At 69.1% G+C, this 17646-nt stretch carries 16 protein-coding genes and 1 tRNA gene; 13 read left to right on the forward strand and 4 right to left on the reverse strand.

Features of this window, described 5'->3' with window-relative positions; translation table 11 throughout:
* Window positions 1-98 precede the first annotated feature (98 nt).
* Complete coding sequence (locus GGR39_RS03155; protein ID WP_183615810.1) at window positions 99-1337, forward strand: tetratricopeptide repeat protein; 1239 nt, start codon at window positions 99-101, stop codon at window positions 1335-1337.
* A gap of 98 nt (window positions 1338-1435) precedes the next feature.
* Here the strand turns inward: GGR39_RS03155 and GGR39_RS03160 are convergent, their stop codons facing one another.
* Window positions 1436-2179, reverse strand: a complete 744-nt coding sequence (locus tag GGR39_RS03160) for a hypothetical protein (RefSeq protein ID WP_183615811.1) — start codon at window positions 2177-2179, stop codon at window positions 1436-1438.
* Window positions 2180-2288: 109 nt separating this feature from the next.
* Between GGR39_RS03160 and GGR39_RS03165 the strand changes: the two genes are divergently transcribed.
* Genes GGR39_RS03165 through GGR39_RS03175 form a run of 3 tightly spaced genes read left to right on the forward strand, consistent with a single transcriptional unit; the run spans window position 2289 to window position 5613 of the window.
* The gene (locus GGR39_RS03165; RefSeq protein ID WP_183615812.1) at window positions 2289-2966 is read left to right on the forward strand and encodes a response regulator transcription factor; all 678 of its coding nucleotides are present in this window, start codon (window positions 2289-2291) and stop codon (window positions 2964-2966) included.
* Entirely contained in the window at window positions 2963-4363 is a 1401-nt protein-coding gene (locus GGR39_RS03170) for a sensor histidine kinase (protein ID WP_246388197.1), read from the forward strand. Before GGR39_RS03165 ends, GGR39_RS03170 begins: the two co-directional genes overlap by 4 nt.
* On the forward strand, window positions 4363-5613 hold the full coding sequence (locus GGR39_RS03175; RefSeq protein WP_183615942.1) for an arsenic transporter: 1251 nt from the start codon (window positions 4363-4365) through the stop codon (window positions 5611-5613). Before GGR39_RS03170 ends, GGR39_RS03175 begins: the two co-directional genes overlap by 1 nt.
* Window positions 5614-5632: 19 nt before the next feature.
* Here GGR39_RS03175 and GGR39_RS03180 read toward each other — a convergent pair.
* A tRNA-Gln gene (locus GGR39_RS03180) sits at window positions 5633-5706 on the reverse strand.
* 208 nt (window positions 5707-5914) lie between these two features.
* Between GGR39_RS03180 and GGR39_RS03185 the strand changes: the two genes are divergently transcribed.
* On the forward strand, window positions 5915-7291 hold the full coding sequence (locus GGR39_RS03185; RefSeq protein WP_183615813.1) for a Ppx/GppA phosphatase family protein: 1377 nt from the start codon (window positions 5915-5917) through the stop codon (window positions 7289-7291).
* The gene (locus tag GGR39_RS03190) at window positions 7288-7953 is read left to right on the forward strand and encodes an RlmE family RNA methyltransferase (protein WP_058737821.1); all 666 of its coding nucleotides are present in this window, start codon (window positions 7288-7290) and stop codon (window positions 7951-7953) included. Before GGR39_RS03185 ends, GGR39_RS03190 begins: the two co-directional genes overlap by 4 nt.
* A gap of 708 nt (window positions 7954-8661) precedes the next feature.
* On the opposite strand, the gene GGR39_RS03195 is transcribed toward GGR39_RS03190, so the two are convergent.
* Window positions 8662-9345: a c-type cytochrome gene (locus GGR39_RS03195; protein ID WP_183615814.1), complete on the reverse strand. Its 684-nt coding sequence runs from the start codon at window positions 9343-9345 to the stop codon at window positions 8662-8664.
* A gap of 147 nt (window positions 9346-9492) precedes the next feature.
* On the opposite strand from GGR39_RS03195, the gene GGR39_RS03200 reads away from it, so the two are divergent.
* From GGR39_RS03200 to GGR39_RS03230, 7 genes are all read left to right on the forward strand, one after another.
* Window positions 9493-10386: a prephenate dehydratase gene (locus GGR39_RS03200; RefSeq protein WP_183615815.1), complete on the forward strand. Its 894-nt coding sequence runs from the start codon at window positions 9493-9495 to the stop codon at window positions 10384-10386.
* Between the two features lie 69 nt (window positions 10387-10455).
* The gene (locus tag GGR39_RS03205; RefSeq protein WP_343055757.1) at window positions 10456-11103 is read left to right on the forward strand and encodes a hypothetical protein; all 648 of its coding nucleotides are present in this window, start codon (window positions 10456-10458) and stop codon (window positions 11101-11103) included.
* Entirely contained in the window at window positions 11100-12404 is a 1305-nt protein-coding gene (locus GGR39_RS03210) for a DUF4350 domain-containing protein (RefSeq protein ID WP_183615816.1), read from the forward strand. The genes GGR39_RS03205 and GGR39_RS03210 overlap by 4 nt, the downstream gene beginning before the upstream one ends.
* 5 nt (window positions 12405-12409) lie before the next feature.
* Window positions 12410-13366 (forward strand): AAA family ATPase, encoded by a 957-nt coding sequence (locus tag GGR39_RS03215; RefSeq protein ID WP_183615944.1) that lies wholly within the window; start codon window positions 12410-12412, stop codon window positions 13364-13366.
* 303 nt (window positions 13367-13669) lie between these two features.
* Window positions 13670-14986, forward strand: coding sequence for a DUF58 domain-containing protein (locus GGR39_RS03220; RefSeq protein ID WP_183615817.1), 1317 nt, complete (start codon window positions 13670-13672; stop codon window positions 14984-14986).
* A 34-nt stretch (window positions 14987-15020) separates the two neighbouring features.
* A complete protein-coding gene (locus GGR39_RS03225) occupies window positions 15021-16034 on the forward strand; it encodes a stage II sporulation protein M (protein ID WP_183615818.1) in 1014 nt (337 codons plus the stop codon).
* Window positions 16034-16954 carry an RDD family protein gene (locus GGR39_RS03230; RefSeq protein ID WP_183615819.1) on the forward strand — a complete coding sequence of 307 codons (921 nt, stop codon included), beginning with the start codon at window positions 16034-16036 and terminating at the stop codon, window positions 16952-16954. Before GGR39_RS03225 ends, GGR39_RS03230 begins: the two co-directional genes overlap by 1 nt.
* Before the next feature lie 88 nt (window positions 16955-17042).
* Here the strand turns inward: GGR39_RS03230 and ppa are convergent, their stop codons facing one another.
* Window positions 17043-17594, reverse strand: coding sequence for an inorganic diphosphatase (ppa, locus tag GGR39_RS03235; RefSeq protein ID WP_183615820.1), 552 nt, complete (start codon window positions 17592-17594; stop codon window positions 17043-17045).
* Window positions 17595-17646 lie beyond the last annotated feature (52 nt).

Genomic DNA, 17646 nt, shown 5'->3' on the forward strand with positions numbered 1-17646 from the left:
TCGCGCCGCGTCGAGGGCAAAGCGACGGTGACCCCCTCCGTCATGCCCCTGCGGGTGATGGGGGAACCGGCATCGCCCCGCGCGCCTTACCTTCCTGAATGCATGACCCGATCGCCCGATTTTCCCGCAACCTGCTGTGCTATGGCCAGGACATCCACGCGGTGGCCGATGCGGCCGAGGCCGCGCCACGCGATGCGCAGCTGAACGCCTTCGCCGCCGCCACCGCGCTGTTCGGCATGACCCCGGCCTCGCACGAGGCGGCGGACCCGTACCTCGACCGGGCACAGAGCGCGGCGAACGGCAGGGCCGAACGGGCGCTGGTCGAGGCGGTGCAGGCCTGGCGCGCGAATGATCGGCCCGCCGCCATCGTGCACTTCCGCCGGCGGCTGGAACTGCGGCCCGATGATCTGGCCACCTCCAAGCTGTGCCAGCTGCTGCATCTGGACTTGGGTGACTTTGCCGGCATGGCCGATACGATCGAGACGATATTGCCGCACCATCGCGGCAATCACTACGTCATCGGCCAACTGGCGTTCGCGCTGGAGGAAGCCGGAGAGCCGCAACGCGCCGCAGACTTTGCCCGGCGCGCGGTGGACCAGGCGCAGGCGGCAGACGCGGACGATCCATGGTCGATCCACGCGTTGCTTCACGTACACCATCGCCGGGGCGAGCGGGCGGCGATCATCGCGCTGGTGCGCCGCCATGCCCCGCTGTGGGAGCGGTGCGGCACGTTCATGGCGCTCCATGCCTGGTGGCACGCCGCGCTGGCGATGCTCGATCTGGACGATCTGGATGGCGCTCTGGCGGTGTACGATGCGCATATCGGCACAAGCGATCCCGCGTGCGTGCAAAGCCTGGTCGCGCGCGTATCCCTGCTGGAGCGGCTCCGGCTGCGCGGCGTGGATGTGCGGGATCGCTGGCCGGCGTTGGAGACGGCACTGGGCCAGCGCGCGGCGGATGGTATCAACGGCTTTCTGGATGTGCATTACGCCTATGGCCTGGCGCGAACCGGAGCGGTGGCCGAGGCGCGGGCGGCGATCGAGGGGCTGGACGGTTTGGCATCGGCAGCAGCTCGGGCGCTGGTGGATCACGCCAGCGGCAATCATGACGCTGCGGCCTGCGCATTGGCGGCGCTACGCCCGCTGCTGGTTCGGCTGGGCGGCAGCCATGAGCAGCGCCAGCTTTACGAACTGATCGAGCTGGACGCCGCCTTGGCCGCCGGTCGATGCGAGCAGGCGCTGGCTCTTCTTCGCGATGGCGGCGCGGCGCGCCCTGCCTGGCAAGACCGGCTGGAAGCTGAACTCCTGACAGGGGAACGCCCGGCGCGGCGGGCCTGAAAACGGCAAAGGCCGCCCGAACCATGCCTGGTTCGCGACGGCCCTCATCCGGCTGAATTGCGCGTCACTTCAACTTACGCGTCGTCCGATGTCTTGACTCATTGGGGCGGTACGGCTCCGGCGGGCGGCGGTGGGGGCGGCACATCGCCCATGCCGGGAGCGGGCGCGCCCGGAGCGCCAGGAGCCGCACCCATACCCGGCGGCGGGGGCGGCACATCGCCCATGCCGGGAGCGGGCGCGCCCGGTGCGCCAGGAGCCGCACCCATACCCGGCGGCGGGGGAGGCGGCGGCGTCTGCCCGCAGGCTGCACCACCCGGTGGCGGCGGAGGGGGCGGCGGCGGTGCGAAACCGGGGCCCCGTCCATCCGGGCCAGGGCCGCGCCCATCGGGCCCAGGGCCACGTCCGTCTGGACCACGTCCATCGGGGCCGGGACCACCGGGGCCATGCGGACCGCGCGGGCCGGGGCCCACTTCCATCACGCGGCCTTGCGGATCGACCAGGTAGGAGGCGCGCAGCTGGCCCTCATCGTAGCGGCCCTGCACCATCAGGTCGCTGCCGGTGGTGAGGTTGCGGGCGGCGTCGCGCCCGGCGTCCACCATCGCCCGGCCGCTGGCATCCTGCAGCAGCACCCGATCGCCATAGACGCCCGCGATTTTGCCCTTCACCGTGACGATGCCCTGCTTGGCGGGCAGCTTGGCGATGTCGGTGCGGATCATCGGTGCCATCTCCACCGCCGGGCGCGTCATCGAGACGGCTCCGGCGCCGCCGGCAAAGCCCAGCGCGAGTAGTATCGCCGCACCGCTCGCCAGCCGGGTGCGGGTCGAAAGTTTAGGTAACCGCATGAAAAAACTCCTTCGTGTTCTGACGAGGATGTTTTTAGCCGATTCGTCCCCCACCACGCTGAACCGGGGCGTTCAGATTGCGTTTAACCCCGCGGAGTAGCCGCCGATCATGCGTATCCTGCTGATAGAAGACGATCCCGATCTCGGCCCCGCGATTGCCAAGGCGTTGCGGGCGGAGAATTGTGCTGTCGATCTGGTGGCCGATGGGATCGACGCGCAGCACCTGGGCGATACCGAGCGATACGATGCCGCCGTGCTCGATCTCGGCCTGCCGGGGCATGACGGCATCGCCATCCTGCGCGCATGGCGCGAAGGCGCGCGCGGGCTGCCTGTGCTGATCCTCACTGCGCGCGATGGCTGGTCGGACAAGGTGGCCGGCTTCAAGGCCGGGGCGGACGATTTCATGACCAAGCCGTTCCGGATCGAGGAGCTGATGATGCGCCTGCGCGCGCTGGTGCGCCGCGCCAGCGGCCACGCCGCGGCCCGGATCACGTGCGGCCCGCTGGTGTTCGATAGCCAGACCGGCCAGTTCGAGCTGGAGGGCCTGCCGCTGAAGCTGACGGCTCTGGAATGGCGCGTCCTGTCCACCCTGATGCTGTCTAAGGAGACGGTGATCGCGCGGCTCGATCTGCTGGAACGAGTCTACGAAGGCGATGCCGAGGTCGATTCCAACAGTCTGGAAGTGATCATCGGCCGCCTGCGGAAGAAGATCGGGGCGGACCTGATCGAGACGGTGCGGGGCCGCGGCTATCGCGTTACCGCAGCGACACCGGCCGCTTCGGAATGACGCTGATCCCGCAGTCTATCCTCCCCGCGTCGATACATGGCCGGATGCTGCTGATATCCGCGCTGGCGACGCTGGTGGCGCTGGCGGTGGCCGGGCTGGCGATCCTGGGCGTGCTGCAAGGCTTCGTCACGCGCGGGCTGGACCAAAGACTGGACGCGGAACTGTCCTTGCTGGCGACGGCGGTGCGGCCGGACGGCGCGATCGACAAGCCAAGGCTGGCGCAGGTCCGCGCCGCTCTAGCGGGGGAGCCGGGCTGGCGCTGGCGCATCGCGAGCCCCGGCGGGGTCGTATCTTCCGCAGATTTCCCCGAAGTAGAAGATGGCCCGCTGCTGCCGCCACCGCCACCGCTGGTGCCCGCAGCCGACCGCGCGCCGCCTCCCCCCGTCGGCGGTCCGCTGGAAGGCCCGCGCGCTCATGCTCCGCAGCCGGGCGAGGGGTATGACGCGGATGGACGCCGGGTTCACATGCGCAGCGTCTCGCTTCCCAGCACCGCCGGACCAGTGACGCTCACCGCCGCCGCGCCCTGGGCCATGGTGCAAAAGCCGGTGCGCGGTGCGCTGCTGCCGCTGCTGGCGATCCTGGCGATCCTGGGCGCGGTGCTGGGCGGCGCGGCTCTGGTGCAGCTGCGGCTGGGCCTGCGTCCCTTGCGCCGCCTGCGCGCCGATGTCGCCGCCGTGCGGGACGGCCGCGCGCAGACCGTGGCGGAAGATCAGCCCGAAGAACTGCGCCCGCTTGCCACGGAGCTGAACGCCTTGCTGCAGGACAATGCACGAACCCTGGCCACCGCGCGCGCCTCTGCCGCCAACCTCGCCCATGCGCTCAAGACGCCGGTCGCCGCGCTGGCGCTGGAATTGCGCGATGATCCACCGCGCGCCGCGCTGATCGATCGGCTCTACGGCACCATCCGCCACCATCTCGCCCGCGCGCGCAACGCGGTGACGGAACGCCGCGCCGCCGCGCCGCTCGCCGAAACGATTGCGGACTTGCTGGGCACCGTGGCGCAGCTCCACGCGGACCGCGCGCTGGTGTTTGACGATACCGCGCAAGCAAACGTCACCGTGGCGATCGAACGCTCCGATCTGGAAGAGCTGCTGGGCAACCTGCTGGACAACGCCGCGCGCCACGCCGCCAGCCGGGTCGCGATCGCCACCACGGCCCAGGACGGCACGGTGCGCATCACCGTCAGCGACGACGGGCCCGGCATCCCCGTGGCCGATCGCCTGCGCGCCACCGCGCCCGGTGTCCGTCTGGACGAGCGCGGCGATGGTGACGGCTTCGGCCTTGCGATCGTGCGCGATCTTGCCGAACTGAACGGCGGCCGGCTGCTGCTGGACGAAGCCCCCGGCGGCGGCCTGGCCGCCACGGTCGAACTGCCGCGCGCGGGAGGCGCATCGTGATGATCCTGGCCAACGCCGCCACTCTGGGCATCTGCGCCGCCGCGATCGCGGGGGTGATCGGCCGCCCGTTCCGCTGGCCCGAGGCGATCTGGGCGGTGCTGGGCGCGATCGTGCTCCTGCTGGTGGGCCTGCTGCCGTGGTCCGAAGCCCTCGTCGCGGTGGGCAAGGGCACGGACGTCTATCTGTTCCTGATCGGCATGATGCTGCTGAGCGAAACCGCGCGCCAGCAGGGCTTGTTCGACTGGGTCGCCGCCACGGCCGCCCGGCATGCGAAAGGGTCCGCCAGTCGGCTGTTCGTGCTGGTCTATCTGACGGGAATCGTCACCACCACGTTCCTTTCGAACGACGCCACCGCCGTGGTGCTGACGCCCGCCGTCTATGCCACCGCACGCCGGGCCCGCGTCGATCCGCTGCCGCTGCTGTTCGCCTGCGCGTTGATCGCCAACGCCGCCAGTTTCGTGCTGCCGATCTCCAATCCCGCCAACCTGGTGCTCTATGGCGGTACGATGCCGCCGCTGGGGCAATGGTTCGCCTCGTTCGCACTGCCTTCCGCAGCCTCGATCCTAGTGACGTTCCTCGCGCTGCGCTGGGTGGAGCGCGAGCGGATCGGGGGCACCTGCCACTCGGACGTGGAGCGCACCGCCTTGTCGCGCGGCGGCAGTATCGCGCTGGGCGGCATCGTGCTCACCGCCACCGTCTTGCTGGTCGCGTCGGCAATGGACGTGGAACTGGGCCTGCCTACCTGCATCGCGGGTGTCGCCTGCTCGCTCGCGGTATGCCTGCTGACGCGCAGCTCGCCACTGGGCATCGTGCGCGATGTTGCGTGGAGCGTGCTGCCGCTGGTGGCCGGGCTGTTCGTGCTGGTCGCCGCGCTGGACCATGCGGGCGTGACCCGCCAGATCGTCGCCGCGCTGAAAGATCTCGCGACCGATCCGGCCCACGGCGCGCTGGTCTCCGGCACGGTGCTGGCCTTTGCCTCCAACCTGATCAACAACTTGCCCGCCGGCCTGATCGCCAGCACCGCCGTCGCCCAGGCGCACCCGCCGCGCCTGATCGTCGATGCGCTGCTGATCGGCGTGGACCTTGGCCCCAACCTTTCGATCACCGGCTCTCTGGCGACGATCCTGTGGCTGCAGGCGATCCGCCGCGAAGGCGAGGACGTGACCTTCTGGCGCTTCCTGAAAGTGGGCGCGGCCACGATGATACCCGCCCTGGCCGCCGCGCTGGGCGCGAGGCTGTTGCTGGGGTGAACTATCGTTTCAGGGGAAGTGGATGCCCGACAAGGATTCGAACCTTGATTGACGGAGTCAGAGTCCGCTCTCTTACCGTTAGAGGATCGGGCAACGAGGCGGCCTCTCTAGCGGGTGAATTGGGTGGGTCAAGCTTGTTTTGCGGCCACTTGTGCGCCGGACGAGCCTTCCTGCGGCCTCATCTTCGTGATGCCGTCATACCGCCGTGCTGCGCCCTTGCCGAGCAGGCGCGGGCGCGTTAGCATCCAGTTCAGGTATTCGCCCCGCTGGGCGGAATGGTTTTTTGAAAGTTCATGTTTCCATGGCGGAATCACTTCCGCCGGCAGCGAAGGTCGAAATGTCGGGGCGTCGCGCCAGGCGGCGTCATGCGCGCAAGGGCAAGGCTCGCCCGGCCGCAGCCGATTCGCCCGATGCCCGCGGCGCGGGCGGCAGGGCGCATCCGACAAGCGTCACGCCGCGCGAGAACGACACGGGGCCGCGCCCCGCGCATGCGCCACCGGCCCAAACCGCCGAGGGTCTGGCTAAGCGTCCGGCAACAGGCCCGGCTGCGAGTCCGGCCGTGGCGACCGGGTCCTTTTCAGCGCCAGGCGCGTCCGCTCCGCTCGCCAAACCCGCGTTCACTTCGCGTGGTGAGGGTGCACCCACGTTCAGTCGCCCGCCGCTTTACCGCCAGTCCTACGCCGCGATCGATCTGGGCACGAACAACTGCCGCCTGCTGATCGCGCGCCCATCGGGCGAGCACTTCACCGTGATCGACGCGTTCAGCCGCGTGGTGCGGCTGGGTGAAGGGCTGGCGCAGACCGGCCGCTTGTCGGACGAGGCGATGGACCGCACGCTTGGCGCGTTGCGGGTCTGTGCCGAAAAACTGATGCGCCGCAATGTCTTCCTGGCGCGATCGGTCGCTACCGAAGCCTGCCGGCGCGCCGAAAACGGCAGCGCCTTTATCGAGCGCGTGCGGGAGGAGACGGGCATCGCCCTCGACATCATCAGCGCGCGCGAAGAGGCGCGGCTGGCGGTGCTGGGCTGCCACGTGCTGCTGGAGCAGGGGCTGGGCCCGGCCATGATCTTTGACATCGGCGGCGGCTCCACCGAACTGGTGCTGATCGAAAGCACGGACACGGTGCCGCGCATCCTGGATTGGCAGAGCGTGCCCTGGGGCGTCGTCTCGCTGAGCGAAAGCTGCGGCGATGAAGGCGCCACGCGTGAGGCGCGGGTGGAGCGCTATCGCCACATGCACGGCTTGGTCGCCGAAAGCTTCGCCGCGTTCGCCCGGCGCACGCAGCCTGCGCGCGAGTCTGCTTCGGAAGGTGGGCCGCTGCGCCTGCTGGGCACCAGCGGCACGGTGACGACGCTGGCCAGCCTGCATCTGGAATTGCCGCAATACGATCGCAGCGCCGTGGACGGCCTGATCGTGCCCTCACAGGCGATGCGCGCGATCAGCGAACGATTGTCGACCATGGCGATCGAGGAGCGGCGCGAACTGCCTTGCATCGGGCGCGAGCGGGCGGACCTGGTGGTTGCCGGTTGCGCGATCCTGGAGGCGATCCTGGACCTGTGGCCGGCCAGTCGGCTGGGCGTGGCCGATCGCGGCATTCGCGAAGGTATCCTGCGCAGCCTGATCTCGGGCCATGGCTCGGCACAAAACGCGGGCCGCCCCGCCACGGAGAATCGTCTATGAGCCGATCAGGACGCGATCCGGGCGAGCGGTTGAAGACCGCCAAGAAGCGCACGACCAGCTCGGCCCGCTGGCTGACGCGGCAGCTGAACGATCCTTACGTGAAAAAGGCCAAGGCGGACGGCTACCGCAGCCGCGCGGCCTACAAGCTGCTGGAATTGGACGAGAAATTCGCACTGCTCAAAGGGGTGGAGCGCGCCGTCGACCTGGGCATCGCGCCCGGCGGCTGGAGCCAGGTGGTGCGCCTGCGCAGCCCGAAGGCACGCGTCGTCGGCATCGATCTGCTGCCAACCGAACCGATCGAGGGCGTCACCATCTTCGAGATGGATTTCATGAGCGATGCCGCACCGGCTGCTCTGGAAGAGGCGCTGGAAGGCGCACCCGACCTCATCTTGTCGGACATGGCGGCCAACACCGTGGGCCACAAGCAGACCGACCACTTGCGCACCATGGGCCTGGTGGAAACCGCAGCGGATTTCGCCATCACCACGCTGGCGCCAGGTGGGACGTTCGTGGCCAAAGTGCTGGCGGGCGGCACCGATACCGCGCTGCTGGCGCTGCTGAAACGCCACTTCACCAGCGTGAAGCACGCCAAGCCCCCGGCCAGCCGCAAGGATTCGTCCGAGTGGTATGTGATCGCCAAGGGGTTCAAGGGGCAGCCATAAGCGCGGCGGATGCCTTCGCGCGCTGGTGGGACGCGTGGTTTGATGGCGCTGATCTGACAGTACCCATCCCCGTTCGTGTCGGGCGAAGTCGAGACAGCTGGGCTTCGCGCTATCGTGTCTCGACTTCGCTAGACACGAACAGGATGTAATTGTCCGACCGCAGTCGCGCCTTCAATCGAAAGGTAAGGTCGAGGGGAAGGGGGCGGTTTGTGGCCGGACTGACCCGCCTTGACAATGTGAACCATATAGGTTATACGCCGCAGCCATCGGAGAAATCCGACACGGCGGGTGCGGGTGGACGAAGGCCTCGTTCTAAACGTCCCGCGCCTTGCGGCCGGCGCTCAAGACGGGCGCCTGCACCGCGATGCAAGACTACAACCCGCCGGCACTAGCGCCGGAAATGGGGCCGGCGGGCTTTTGCGAGCTTTTCCCGCCGGTCGTCTTGCACGTTGAAAGCCGAGCGTGTGGTGCTGCTTTCGCGTTCCCCCACTCGCCGGTCGCACAATGGAATGCCGAGCCAAGCCTGTCGCGCCAGGCCAGCGCCGGCCGCACGCCTGCCGTCTGCTTCGGGCCTTATCGCCGCGCTGGCCTGCGGACGATGGCGCTTGCATGCCACTTTTTCCGCCCCCGCATCGCCGCACACGAAAAGCCCCGCCGATCCGAACGGGGACGGGCGGGGCCTTGGAAATCGGGTCCTGAGCGCAGGTCTTACGGGTTCTTCGAACCACCTTCTGCGCCACCGGCCTTATCGCCGCCTTCTTCCTTCGGGGCGGGGGCGGCCAGCGCGCCGGCGGCGGCTTGCGGGCCCGAGGGGGCAGGCTCGGCACCCTTGCCGGCAGGCGCCACGTCCGCGCCCGGAGCCGGAGCGGCGGGGAGTGGCAGGTTGGAGCCCTGCGTGTTCAGATATGCGATGATGTTGGCGCGGTCTTCCGCCTTGGACAGGCCGGCGAAGGTCATCTTGGTGCCGGGCGCGAAAGCCTTGGGGCTCTTGAGCCAGTCGTTCAGCAGGTCGAACGTCCAGTTGCCGCCCTTGCTCTTGAGAGCGTCGGAGAAGGCGAAGCCGCCTGCGCCCTGGCCGATCGCCTCACCCACCACGCCGTGCAGGTTGGGACCGATGCCGTTCGCGCCGCCCGCGTTGATGGTGTGGCACGACGTGCACTTGGCGAAGACCGCCTCACCCTTGGCCGGATCGGCGGTGGCGAGCAGCGTTGCGATCGGCACTTCGGCCGCCCCGCCGCCTTCGGCCTCCACGCCTTCGATGGCGTAGCCTTGCTTTTCAGGATGATGCGGCTTGTTCGCGCTGAAATAGTGCGAACTGATGCTGCTGAGGCCCAGAGCCACGACTCCGGAGAACAGCGTCCAGCCGGCGATGGTATTGAAGCGATCTTCCATTTAGAACAGGCCCCGGGTGTCTATCTTGTCTGTCGATTTGCCCTGCGCTCTAGTGTCGGCAAGGGGCGAGTGCAAGAGCCATTGCGGCTTACTTGTGCGGTCTGGCCATTGCGGTATCGCCGCACCGGGCCTAAGCGCCGCCCGGTTATGGAATCCTATCCGCAACCCGCTCGCGCCCTAGTGGCACAGATGGCAGAAGCTGCCGCCGCCGATCCCGCACGGGCCGTGGCGCTGCAAGGCGCACCGGGCTGCAACAGCCACCGCGCCGCGCTGGAGTACGATCCCGGCTGCCAGCCGCTGCCCTGCTTCGCCTTCGAAGATGCGCTGGACGCCTTGAAGGACGGCCGCGCCGATCGCGCGATCATCCCGATCGAGAATTCGCAGCATGGCCGCGTGGCCGACATCCACTTCCTGCTGCCCGAAAGCGGCCTGTCGATCGTGGGCGAGCATTTCATGGAGATCCACCACGCGCTGATGGCGCTGGGGCAGGGGCCGTTCACCGGGGCCTACAGCCACCCGCAGGCGCTGGGCCAATCGCGCCATTTCCTGCGCGAACACAACATGGTGCCGCTGTCCTACGCCGATACGGCGGGCGCCGCGGCCTATGTGAAGGAGCGCGGCGATACCGGTGTGGCGGCGATCGCCCCGGCGCTGGCGGCCGAGCTTTACGGGCTGGATATCGTGGCGAACAACGTGGAGGACGCGGCGGACAACATGACCCGCTTCGTCATTCTGGCGCGTGAACCGCTGGCACCCGCGGCGCTGGCGGGCGGACCGGCGATGACGACGTTCATCTTCGAGGTCCACAACCGGGCCGCCGCGCTTTACAAGGCGCTGGGCGGGTTCGCCACCAATGCCGTCAACATGACCAAGCTGGAAAGCTATCAGGTGGGCGCCAGCTTTGCGATGACCACCTTCTACGCCGATATCGAGGGCGCACCTGGCGATCCGCGGATCGATCGGGCGATGGAGGAGCTGGCTTTCCACTGCAAGTATGTGCGGCGGCTAGGCACTTACCCCCAGGCGCGCGCGCGGGGCTGACGCTTTCACGCGCGCAGTCGCTGCCCTTGGCGGTTGCGCCCGCTCGCTCGCCATGCCACCACCTGGGCCGTGAGCGCATCCGGGGCCCCAATCGCGAATTCGCCGACCGCTGCCGACGTCGCGCGTGATTGGGAAGCGGTGCGCGCCACCGCCGACATCCAGTTCGCGCCGCTGCCGCCGATGCCCGTCCCCAAGACGCCGGCCTGGATCGAGTGGCTGCAGGAGATGGTCGAAAAGGTGTTCGGCCCGCTCGCCCGCTATCTGATCGCGGCCTGGCCGATCCTGGAAAAGGTGATGATCGCGCTGGCCGTGGTGCTGGTGCTGTTCCTGCTGTGGCGCTTGCTGGGGCCGCTGCTGGGCTGGCGGCGCAAGCCTGAGGCCGAGGCGTGGACGCCCAGCCGGGAAGAAGCGCTGGCGTTGCTGGAGGATGCGGACAGGCTGGCCGCGCAAGGCCGCTATGGCGAAGCGGCGCACTTGCTGCTGCTGCGCAGTGTCGGCCAGATTCGCGCCGCCCGCCCTAACAGCGTGATCCCTGCCAGCACCGCGCGTGAGATCGCCGGCCTGCCGCAATTGCCGCCGCCCGCGCGCTCTGCCTTCGCGGTGATCGCGGGCGTGGTGGAGCGCTGCCTGTTCGCGCTACGCGATCTGGACGCGGGGGACTGGCAGGTGGCCCGCGCCGCCTATGCCGACTTCGCGCTGGCCGAGCTGCGCGCATGAGCGAGGCGGGCCCGACGCCGGTGGGTGGCAATCCCTTCACCGCGCGCACCGCGCTGGGGCTGGTCGTGTTCGGATCGCTGGCCTTCGTCGCCCTGCTATGGATGATCGGCAATGGCCTGGCCCAGGGCAGCGCCAACAACGGCGGCGCGCATGGCGAAGGGCGGGGGCTGAACGGCTATGCCGCCGTTGCGGACCTGCTGGAGCGGCAGGGCCATGCCGTGCGGACGTCCCGCTCCAGGGCGGGGTTCGACCAGCCGGGGCTGCTGGTGCTGACGCCGCAACCGACTGCCAACGGCAAGGACATCACCGAGGCGGTGGAGCGGCATCGCCGGGTCGGCCCGGTCCTGGTCATCACGCCCAAGTGGACGGCCTTTCCCCTGCCCAGTGGCGACTTGCGCGCCAAGAAGGGCTGGGTGCAGCTTGCCGGGCCCGGAGAAATCAACTGGCCGGGCTTCCTGGACCAGCTGACGCTCAACGCCAGTGAGGGCGCGAAAGGCGCGCAAGTGCGCTGGCGCTCGCGCATGGCGGCGGGCACGTTCCCGGATGCGCGCAGGACCCTGGCGGGTGTGGGGCCGGGGCTGCTGCCGCTGGTGGAAGGAGCGGACGGGCGGGTCTTTGCAGCCTATCTGGACGATGGCGTGTTCCCGGCGATGGCGCGCCAGGCGCTGCGCCCGGCGGACGCGGCCACGCGCTATCGCTCGCAGACCTATCCGCTGATCGTGGTGTTCGATGCCGATCTGCTGAGCAACTACGGCATGGCGCAAAGGCCCAGCGCCGAACTGGCGGTGCAGATGGTGAACGCCGCCGCCGGGCCCGATGCGCCGATCACGTTCGACCTGACGCTGGCGGGGCTGGAGTTCAAGCCCAACCTCCTGTCACTCGCCTTCACGCCGCCGTTCCTGGCCGCCACGCTGTGCCTGCTGCTGGCCGCGATGGCGATTGGCTGGCGCGCGTTCCTGCGCTTTGGCCCGCCGCTGGTGCCGGGCCGCGCCATCGCCTTTGGCAAGCGCGCGCTGGTGACGAACGCGGCGGGTCTGATCGTGCGTTCCCGCCGGTTGCATCTGCTGGGCCCGCCTTATGCCGACGCGGTGCGCGCCCGCCTGATTCGCGCGCTGGGCTTGTCCCGCGCGGGCGACGAGGCGGCGGACACGCTGGCCATCGATCGCGCCGCCGTTGCCCGGGGCGAGCCGAAGCACGCCTTTTCCCAAGCCGCCGCCCGTTTGCGCCAGGCCCGCTCCGAGCGGGAGCTGGTGAAGGCGGCGGCCGATCTCCACGCGCTCGAAAGGACGCTTACCCGATGACCACAATGACCCTTGCCGAAGTGGCGGACCTGGCCGCCGCCATCCGGGGGGAGATCGCCAAGGCGGTGGTTGGCCAGGCCGCGATCGTCGATCACTTGCTGATCGCGCTAATGGCGCGCGGGCATGTCCTGCTGGAAGGGCCTCCGGGCACTGCCAAGACATTCCTGGCGCAGTGCTTCGCCGCCAGCCTGGGGCTGGATTACGGTCGCATCCAGTTCACGCCGGACCTGATGCCGGGCGATATCCTGGGCTCCAACTTGTTCAACTTTCAGACCAGCACGTTCACGCTGACGCGCGGGCCGATCTTCCGAGACCTGCTGCTGGCGGACGAGATCAACCGCACCCCGCCCAAGACGCAGGCCGCCCTGCTGGAAGCCATGCAGGAGCGGCAGGTGACGCTGGACGGCACGGGGCACCCTTTGCCGGAGCAGTTCATGGTGGTGGCGACGCAGAACCCGATCGAGAGCCAAGGCGTCTATCCGCTGCCAGAGGCGCAGCTGGACCGCTTTCTGTTCAAGCTTTCGGTCCCCTATCCCAGCCATGACGAGGAGCGGGCCATCGTCACGCGCTATGCCCAGAACCGGGGCCTGCCCGATCCGGCGGAGCTGGGGGTGAGCGCGGTGGTCGATCCCGCGCGTCTCGCCGCCGCGACCACGGCGGTGGCGGGTGTCACCTTGTCCGAGCCGGTGGCCGATTACGTCGTGCGCCTGATGCGTGCCACTCGCGAAAGCCGCGACTTGTCGCTGGGCGCATCCCCGCGCGCGGCGGTGCTGCTGGCGGGCGCGGCACGCAGCCGGGCGGCGCTGGATGGGCGCGACTATGTGCTGCCCGATGACGTGAAGGCGCTGGCGGCAGGCGTGCTGCGGCACCGTCTGGCGCTCAGCCCTTCGGCCGAGATCGAAGGGCGGCAGGTGGAAGACCTGGTCGCCACGCTGGTCGCCAACACCGAAGCGCCGCGGTGAATGTTGCTGCGGTTGGCCTTGCGTGATCCTTCTTCCCCCCCCGCCGGGGAGGGGCCGGGGGTGGGGGAGCGTCGCCAAAGGCGGCGCGTAAACGCTCGCGTCCAGGCCCCCACCCAGCCTCCCCCGACTCGGAGGAGGGGTTCGGTTGCGTCCATCCGGGACACCGCGCCATGGCCCCACCCCCGTTCGTGTCGAGCGAAGTCGAGACACGCTGGTTCGGCGCTGCCGTGTCTCGACTTCGCTCGACACGAACGCAGTATTGAACCGCGGCTCCAGGCAACAGCGCGGGAGCAGGCAGCCTAAGTGTCGCCGCTTCTTCCCACCACGCGCACCGTCGCGATCCTGGCCGGCGCGGCGCCGGTGGCGGTGCTGGTCGCCGCCACGGCCCCCGGGGCTTGGCTGGCGGTGCTCGCCCTCGCCTTGCTGGTGCTGGGTCTCGCCATCGTGGACGGGCTGATCGCGGGCGGATTGGAACGCTTCACCGTCACCGTGCCCGAAGACGCAGAGGTGGGCGCGCGGCATCGCTTCGGCTTCCACGCGCAGTTCAAGTCGGGACGGCGCAGCCAGGTCGACGCGGCCTTGGCCTGCGATCCGCGCCTGGCCGAAGGTGGCCGGGCCGTGGCCGCGCTGGCGGGTGAGGGGGCACAGGCGCAGGGCGAGGCGATGTTCACGCCCGTCCGGCGCGGCACCGGCGTGGTCAGCACGGCATGGCTGCGCTGGACCGGGCCGCTGGGCCTGGGCGCGCGCCAGCACGCCCTCGCGGTGGGGCGCGAGGTGCGGGTATGGCCCAATCTCGCCGCCGTGCGCTCGCCCGGCTTGCAGACCTTCCTGCGTGATGCGCAATTCGGCCTGATCGCCCGGCGCATCCGGGGCGAGGGCACGCAGTTCGAGGCTTTGGCAGAGTACCAGCCCGGCATGGACCGCCGCCGGATCGACTGGAAAGCGTCGGCCCGCCACCGCCATCTCTACGCCAAGGAGATGGAGACAGAGCGCAACAATCAGATCGTCTTCGCTTTCGATTGCGGGCAGGCGATGTGCGAGCCGGTGGCCGGCATGGCCCGCATCGACCGTGCGATCAGCGCCGCGCTCACCACTGCCTACGTCGCGCTGAAGGGCGGGGACCGGGTGGCGCTGCTGGGCTTTGCCGCCCGGCCCGAGGCGCTGAGCCCGTTCGTGGCGGGATCGGCGCAGTTCCATCGCTTGCAACGGGCCGCCGCCGCGCTGGATTACCGGGCGGAGGAGCCCAACTTCACGCTGGCGATGGCGACGCTTTCGGCCCGGCTTACCCGCCGCTCGCTGGTGGTGGTGTTTTCCGATTTCACCGACCCCACCAGCGCGGAACTGATGCTGGAAAGCGTCGGCCGGCTGGTGGCGCATCATGTCGTCCTGTTCGTGACCTTGGCCGACAGCGAGCTCGAACACCTCGCCGCCGCCGCGCCGAATGAACTGGACGTGCTGGCGATGGCGGTTTCCGCCGACGGCCTGCTGCGCCAGCGTGCTGTTGTGCTGCAACGGCTGAGGCAGCTGGGAGTGGATGTGATCGAGGCCCCGCACGATCGCATCGGCACGCGGCTGCTGGACGCCTACTTCGCGATCAAGCGGAAGGGAGCAATCGGGTGACTATTCCCTCGATACGGGCAAGAGGGGAAGGCTGATGGAGCCAGGTTCCGACTTGCTCACCGCCGCATTGCTGCGTTCGGATCGTTTCCGCATCGAGCGGGAGGGGGACTGGCAGCGGCTCGATGCGATCGTCACCGCCATTGAGAAGGGCCGCCTGCGCCGGATCTCGGACGCGGACCTGCTGGCCCTGCCGCAGCTTTATCGCACCGTCGCCTCCAGCCTCTCGATCGCGCGGAGCATCTCGCTGGACACGGCGACGCTGGGTTATCTGGAGACGCTGGTGCAGCGCGCCTGGTTCGTGGTCTACGGTCCGCGTACCTCGCTGATCGGCTGGCTGCGCGGTTTCCTGGGCGGCGGCTGGAGCCGGTCGGTGCGCGGGCTGGGGATCGATCTGGCGGTCGCCTTCGCGGTGATGGTGGCGGGAACGATCGTGGGCTGGCTGCTCGTGGCCCATGATCCCGACTGGTACGGCGCGATCGTGCCCGGGCAGTTCGGCGATGGGCGCGTGCCGGGTGCGAGCGCGGAGACTCTGCGCGGCACGCTGTTCGGCAATTCGGGGCAGAACGGGCTGGGCGTGTTTGCCGCCTATCTGTTCAGCAACAACGCGGGCGTCTCGATCATGGCCTTCGCGCTGGGCTTTGCGTTCGGCATCCCGACGCTGCTGCTGCTGGTGCAGAACACCGCGATGCTGGGGGCGATGCTGTGGCTCTATCACGGCGCGGGCTTGACGATCGACCTGATCGGCTGGCTCTCCGTCCATGGCACCACCGAGCTGTTCGCGATCCTGCTGGCGGGCGGGGCGGGGCTGCACATCGGGCGGTCGATGGCGTTTCCCGGCAATCGCAGCGTGCTGACCGCCGCGTCAGAATCCGGCCGCCGCGCGGCGCAAGTCATGGCGGGCGTGGTGCTGATGCTGATCGTGGCCGCGGGGCTCGAAGGCTTCGCCCGCCAGCTGGTGGACAACACGCCCGGGCGGCTGGCCATCGGCGGGTTCATGCTGGCGGGATGGTGCGCCTATTTCTTCGCCTTCGGGCTGAGGCGCCGCTGATGGTTCGCACCGCCGCACTTCCCCGCCGCCTGGTCCGCACCAGCCAGCAGCGCACGCTGGTGACGCCAGAGGGCGTGGCGCTGCCGCTCTCCGTGGCCAGCCGGGGCTCGCGCGCCGGGGCGCTGATGCTGGATTTCATCTTCATCGGCACCGCCTTCACGCTGGTGACGATCGGGCTGGTGGCGCTGGCGGGCGGAGTCGCCAGTGTCGCCGGCCGGTTCGGCAGCGGCTCGCCCGGCGCGGCGGTGTTCCAGTTCCTGGTGGTGGCATGGATGATCGCGGCGTTCCTGGCCCGCCACGCCTATTTCCTGTGGTTCGAGCTGGGCGCGCGCGGGGCGACGCCGGGCAAGCGACTGATTGGCATCCGCATCGCCGCGCGCGATGGTGGGCGGCTGACGGCGGAGATGGTGATCGCCCGCAACATGCTGCGCGATATCGAGCTGTTCCTGCCGATCGGCTTCATCGCCACCGCCGGGGCGGACAGTCCGCCCGCCTGGCTGACGGCGGCGGCGTGGTTCGCGCTGTTCATGCTGCTGCCTTGCTTCAACCGCGATCGGCTGCGGGCGGGGGACATCGTGGCAGGCACCTGGGTGGTGGAGGCGCCGCGCCAGAAGCTGGAAGCGCCCATCGCCACCCCGCTGCCCACCGCGACCGAGGCGCCGCGCTATCGCTTCACCGAGGCGGAACTGGCGATCTACGGCGAGTACGAATTGCAGACGCTGGAGCGCATCCTGCGCGAGGATCGGGAGGCGGCGCTGGAATCGGTGCGTGCCGCCATCGCCGCCAAGATCGGGCGCGAGGACAACAACGGCTGGGAAGATCCGCGCGCGTTCCTGGAGGCCTACTACGCGCAACTACGCTCCCGCCTGGAGACGGGGATGCGCATGGGCCAGCGCAAGGCGGACAAGTTCGCGGGGTAGGGCGGCCGGTTCACGCCTGGGGCGATGTCAAAGCACCAGCCCGAACGGGCGACGGGGGGCTGCCGCAAGGGCCAGCCCCCCCTTCCCATCACTCGGCCGGAACGGCGGCCTTGTTTTCCTCGTAGCGGGCGATCGCTTCCAGCGTGATGCGGCGTGCTTCTTCAGCTCCGCCCCAAACGCCGATGCGCACCCACTTCTTCTTCTCCAAGTCCTTGTAGTGGGTGAAGAAGTGTTCGATCTGCTCCATCACGATGCCGGGCAGATCGTCCTTTTCGGTGACGTTGGAGTAGTAGGGGAACACGCTGTCAGCGGGAACGCAGACCAGCTTTTCGTCGCCGCCGGCTTCGTCTTCCAGGTTCAGCACCGCGATCGGGCGCGCCGCCACGACCGATCCGGGAACGAAGGGCGAGCGGGCGATCACCAGCGCGTCCAGCGGATCGCCGTCGGGCGAAAGGGTGTGCGGCACGAAACCGTAGTTCGCCGGGTAACGCATCGGCGTATGCAGGATGCGATCCACGAACAGCGCGCCCGAGGCTTTGTCGAACTCGTACTTAACGGGCTCGCCACCGATGGGCACTTCGATGATCACGTTCAGACTTTCAGGAGGATTGTCTCCAACGGGAATCATGTCGATGCGCATGGCCGTCCTTCTCTAGCGCCCACATGGGCGTATTGTGATTTACTGTGGGCGC

Origin of the sequence: Novosphingobium fluoreni (assembly GCF_014196615.1) — a bacterium.
Lineage (GTDB): Bacteria > Pseudomonadota > Alphaproteobacteria > Sphingomonadales > Sphingomonadaceae > Novosphingobium > Novosphingobium fluoreni.

Excerpts from the sequence above, each read along its gene's own strand:
- GGR39_RS03190 (WP_058737821.1), top strand. The coding sequence starts at position 7,288 with ATGAGCCGATCAGGACGCGATCCGGGCGAGCGGTTGAAGACCGCCAAG.
- GGR39_RS03230 (WP_183615819.1), top strand. The coding sequence starts at position 16,034 with ATGGTTCGCACCGCCGCACTTCCCCGCCGCCTGGTCCGCACCAGCCAG.
- GGR39_RS03185 (WP_183615813.1), top strand. The coding sequence starts at position 5,915 with ATGGCGGAATCACTTCCGCCGGCAGCGAAGGTCGAAATGTCGGGGCGT.
- GGR39_RS03160 (WP_183615811.1), bottom strand. The coding sequence starts at position 2,179 with ATGCGGTTACCTAAACTTTCGACCCGCACCCGGCTGGCGAGCGGTGCG.
- GGR39_RS03225 (WP_183615818.1), top strand. The coding sequence starts at position 15,021 with ATGGAGCCAGGTTCCGACTTGCTCACCGCCGCATTGCTGCGTTCGGAT.
- GGR39_RS03210 (WP_183615816.1), top strand. The coding sequence starts at position 11,100 with ATGAGCGAGGCGGGCCCGACGCCGGTGGGTGGCAATCCCTTCACCGCG.
- GGR39_RS03170 (WP_246388197.1), top strand. The coding sequence starts at position 2,963 with ATGACGCTGATCCCGCAGTCTATCCTCCCCGCGTCGATACATGGCCGG.
- GGR39_RS03175 (WP_183615942.1), top strand. The coding sequence starts at position 4,363 with ATGATCCTGGCCAACGCCGCCACTCTGGGCATCTGCGCCGCCGCGATC.
- GGR39_RS03155 (WP_183615810.1), top strand. The coding sequence starts at position 99 with ATGCATGACCCGATCGCCCGATTTTCCCGCAACCTGCTGTGCTATGGC.
- GGR39_RS03215 (WP_183615944.1), top strand. The coding sequence starts at position 12,410 with ATGACCCTTGCCGAAGTGGCGGACCTGGCCGCCGCCATCCGGGGGGAG.
- GGR39_RS03195 (WP_183615814.1), bottom strand. The coding sequence starts at position 9,345 with ATGGAAGATCGCTTCAATACCATCGCCGGCTGGACGCTGTTCTCCGGA.
- ppa (WP_183615820.1), bottom strand. The coding sequence starts at position 17,594 with ATGCGCATCGACATGATTCCCGTTGGAGACAATCCTCCTGAAAGTCTG.
- GGR39_RS03200 (WP_183615815.1), top strand. The coding sequence starts at position 9,493 with ATGGAATCCTATCCGCAACCCGCTCGCGCCCTAGTGGCACAGATGGCA.
- GGR39_RS03165 (WP_183615812.1), top strand. The coding sequence starts at position 2,289 with ATGCGTATCCTGCTGATAGAAGACGATCCCGATCTCGGCCCCGCGATT.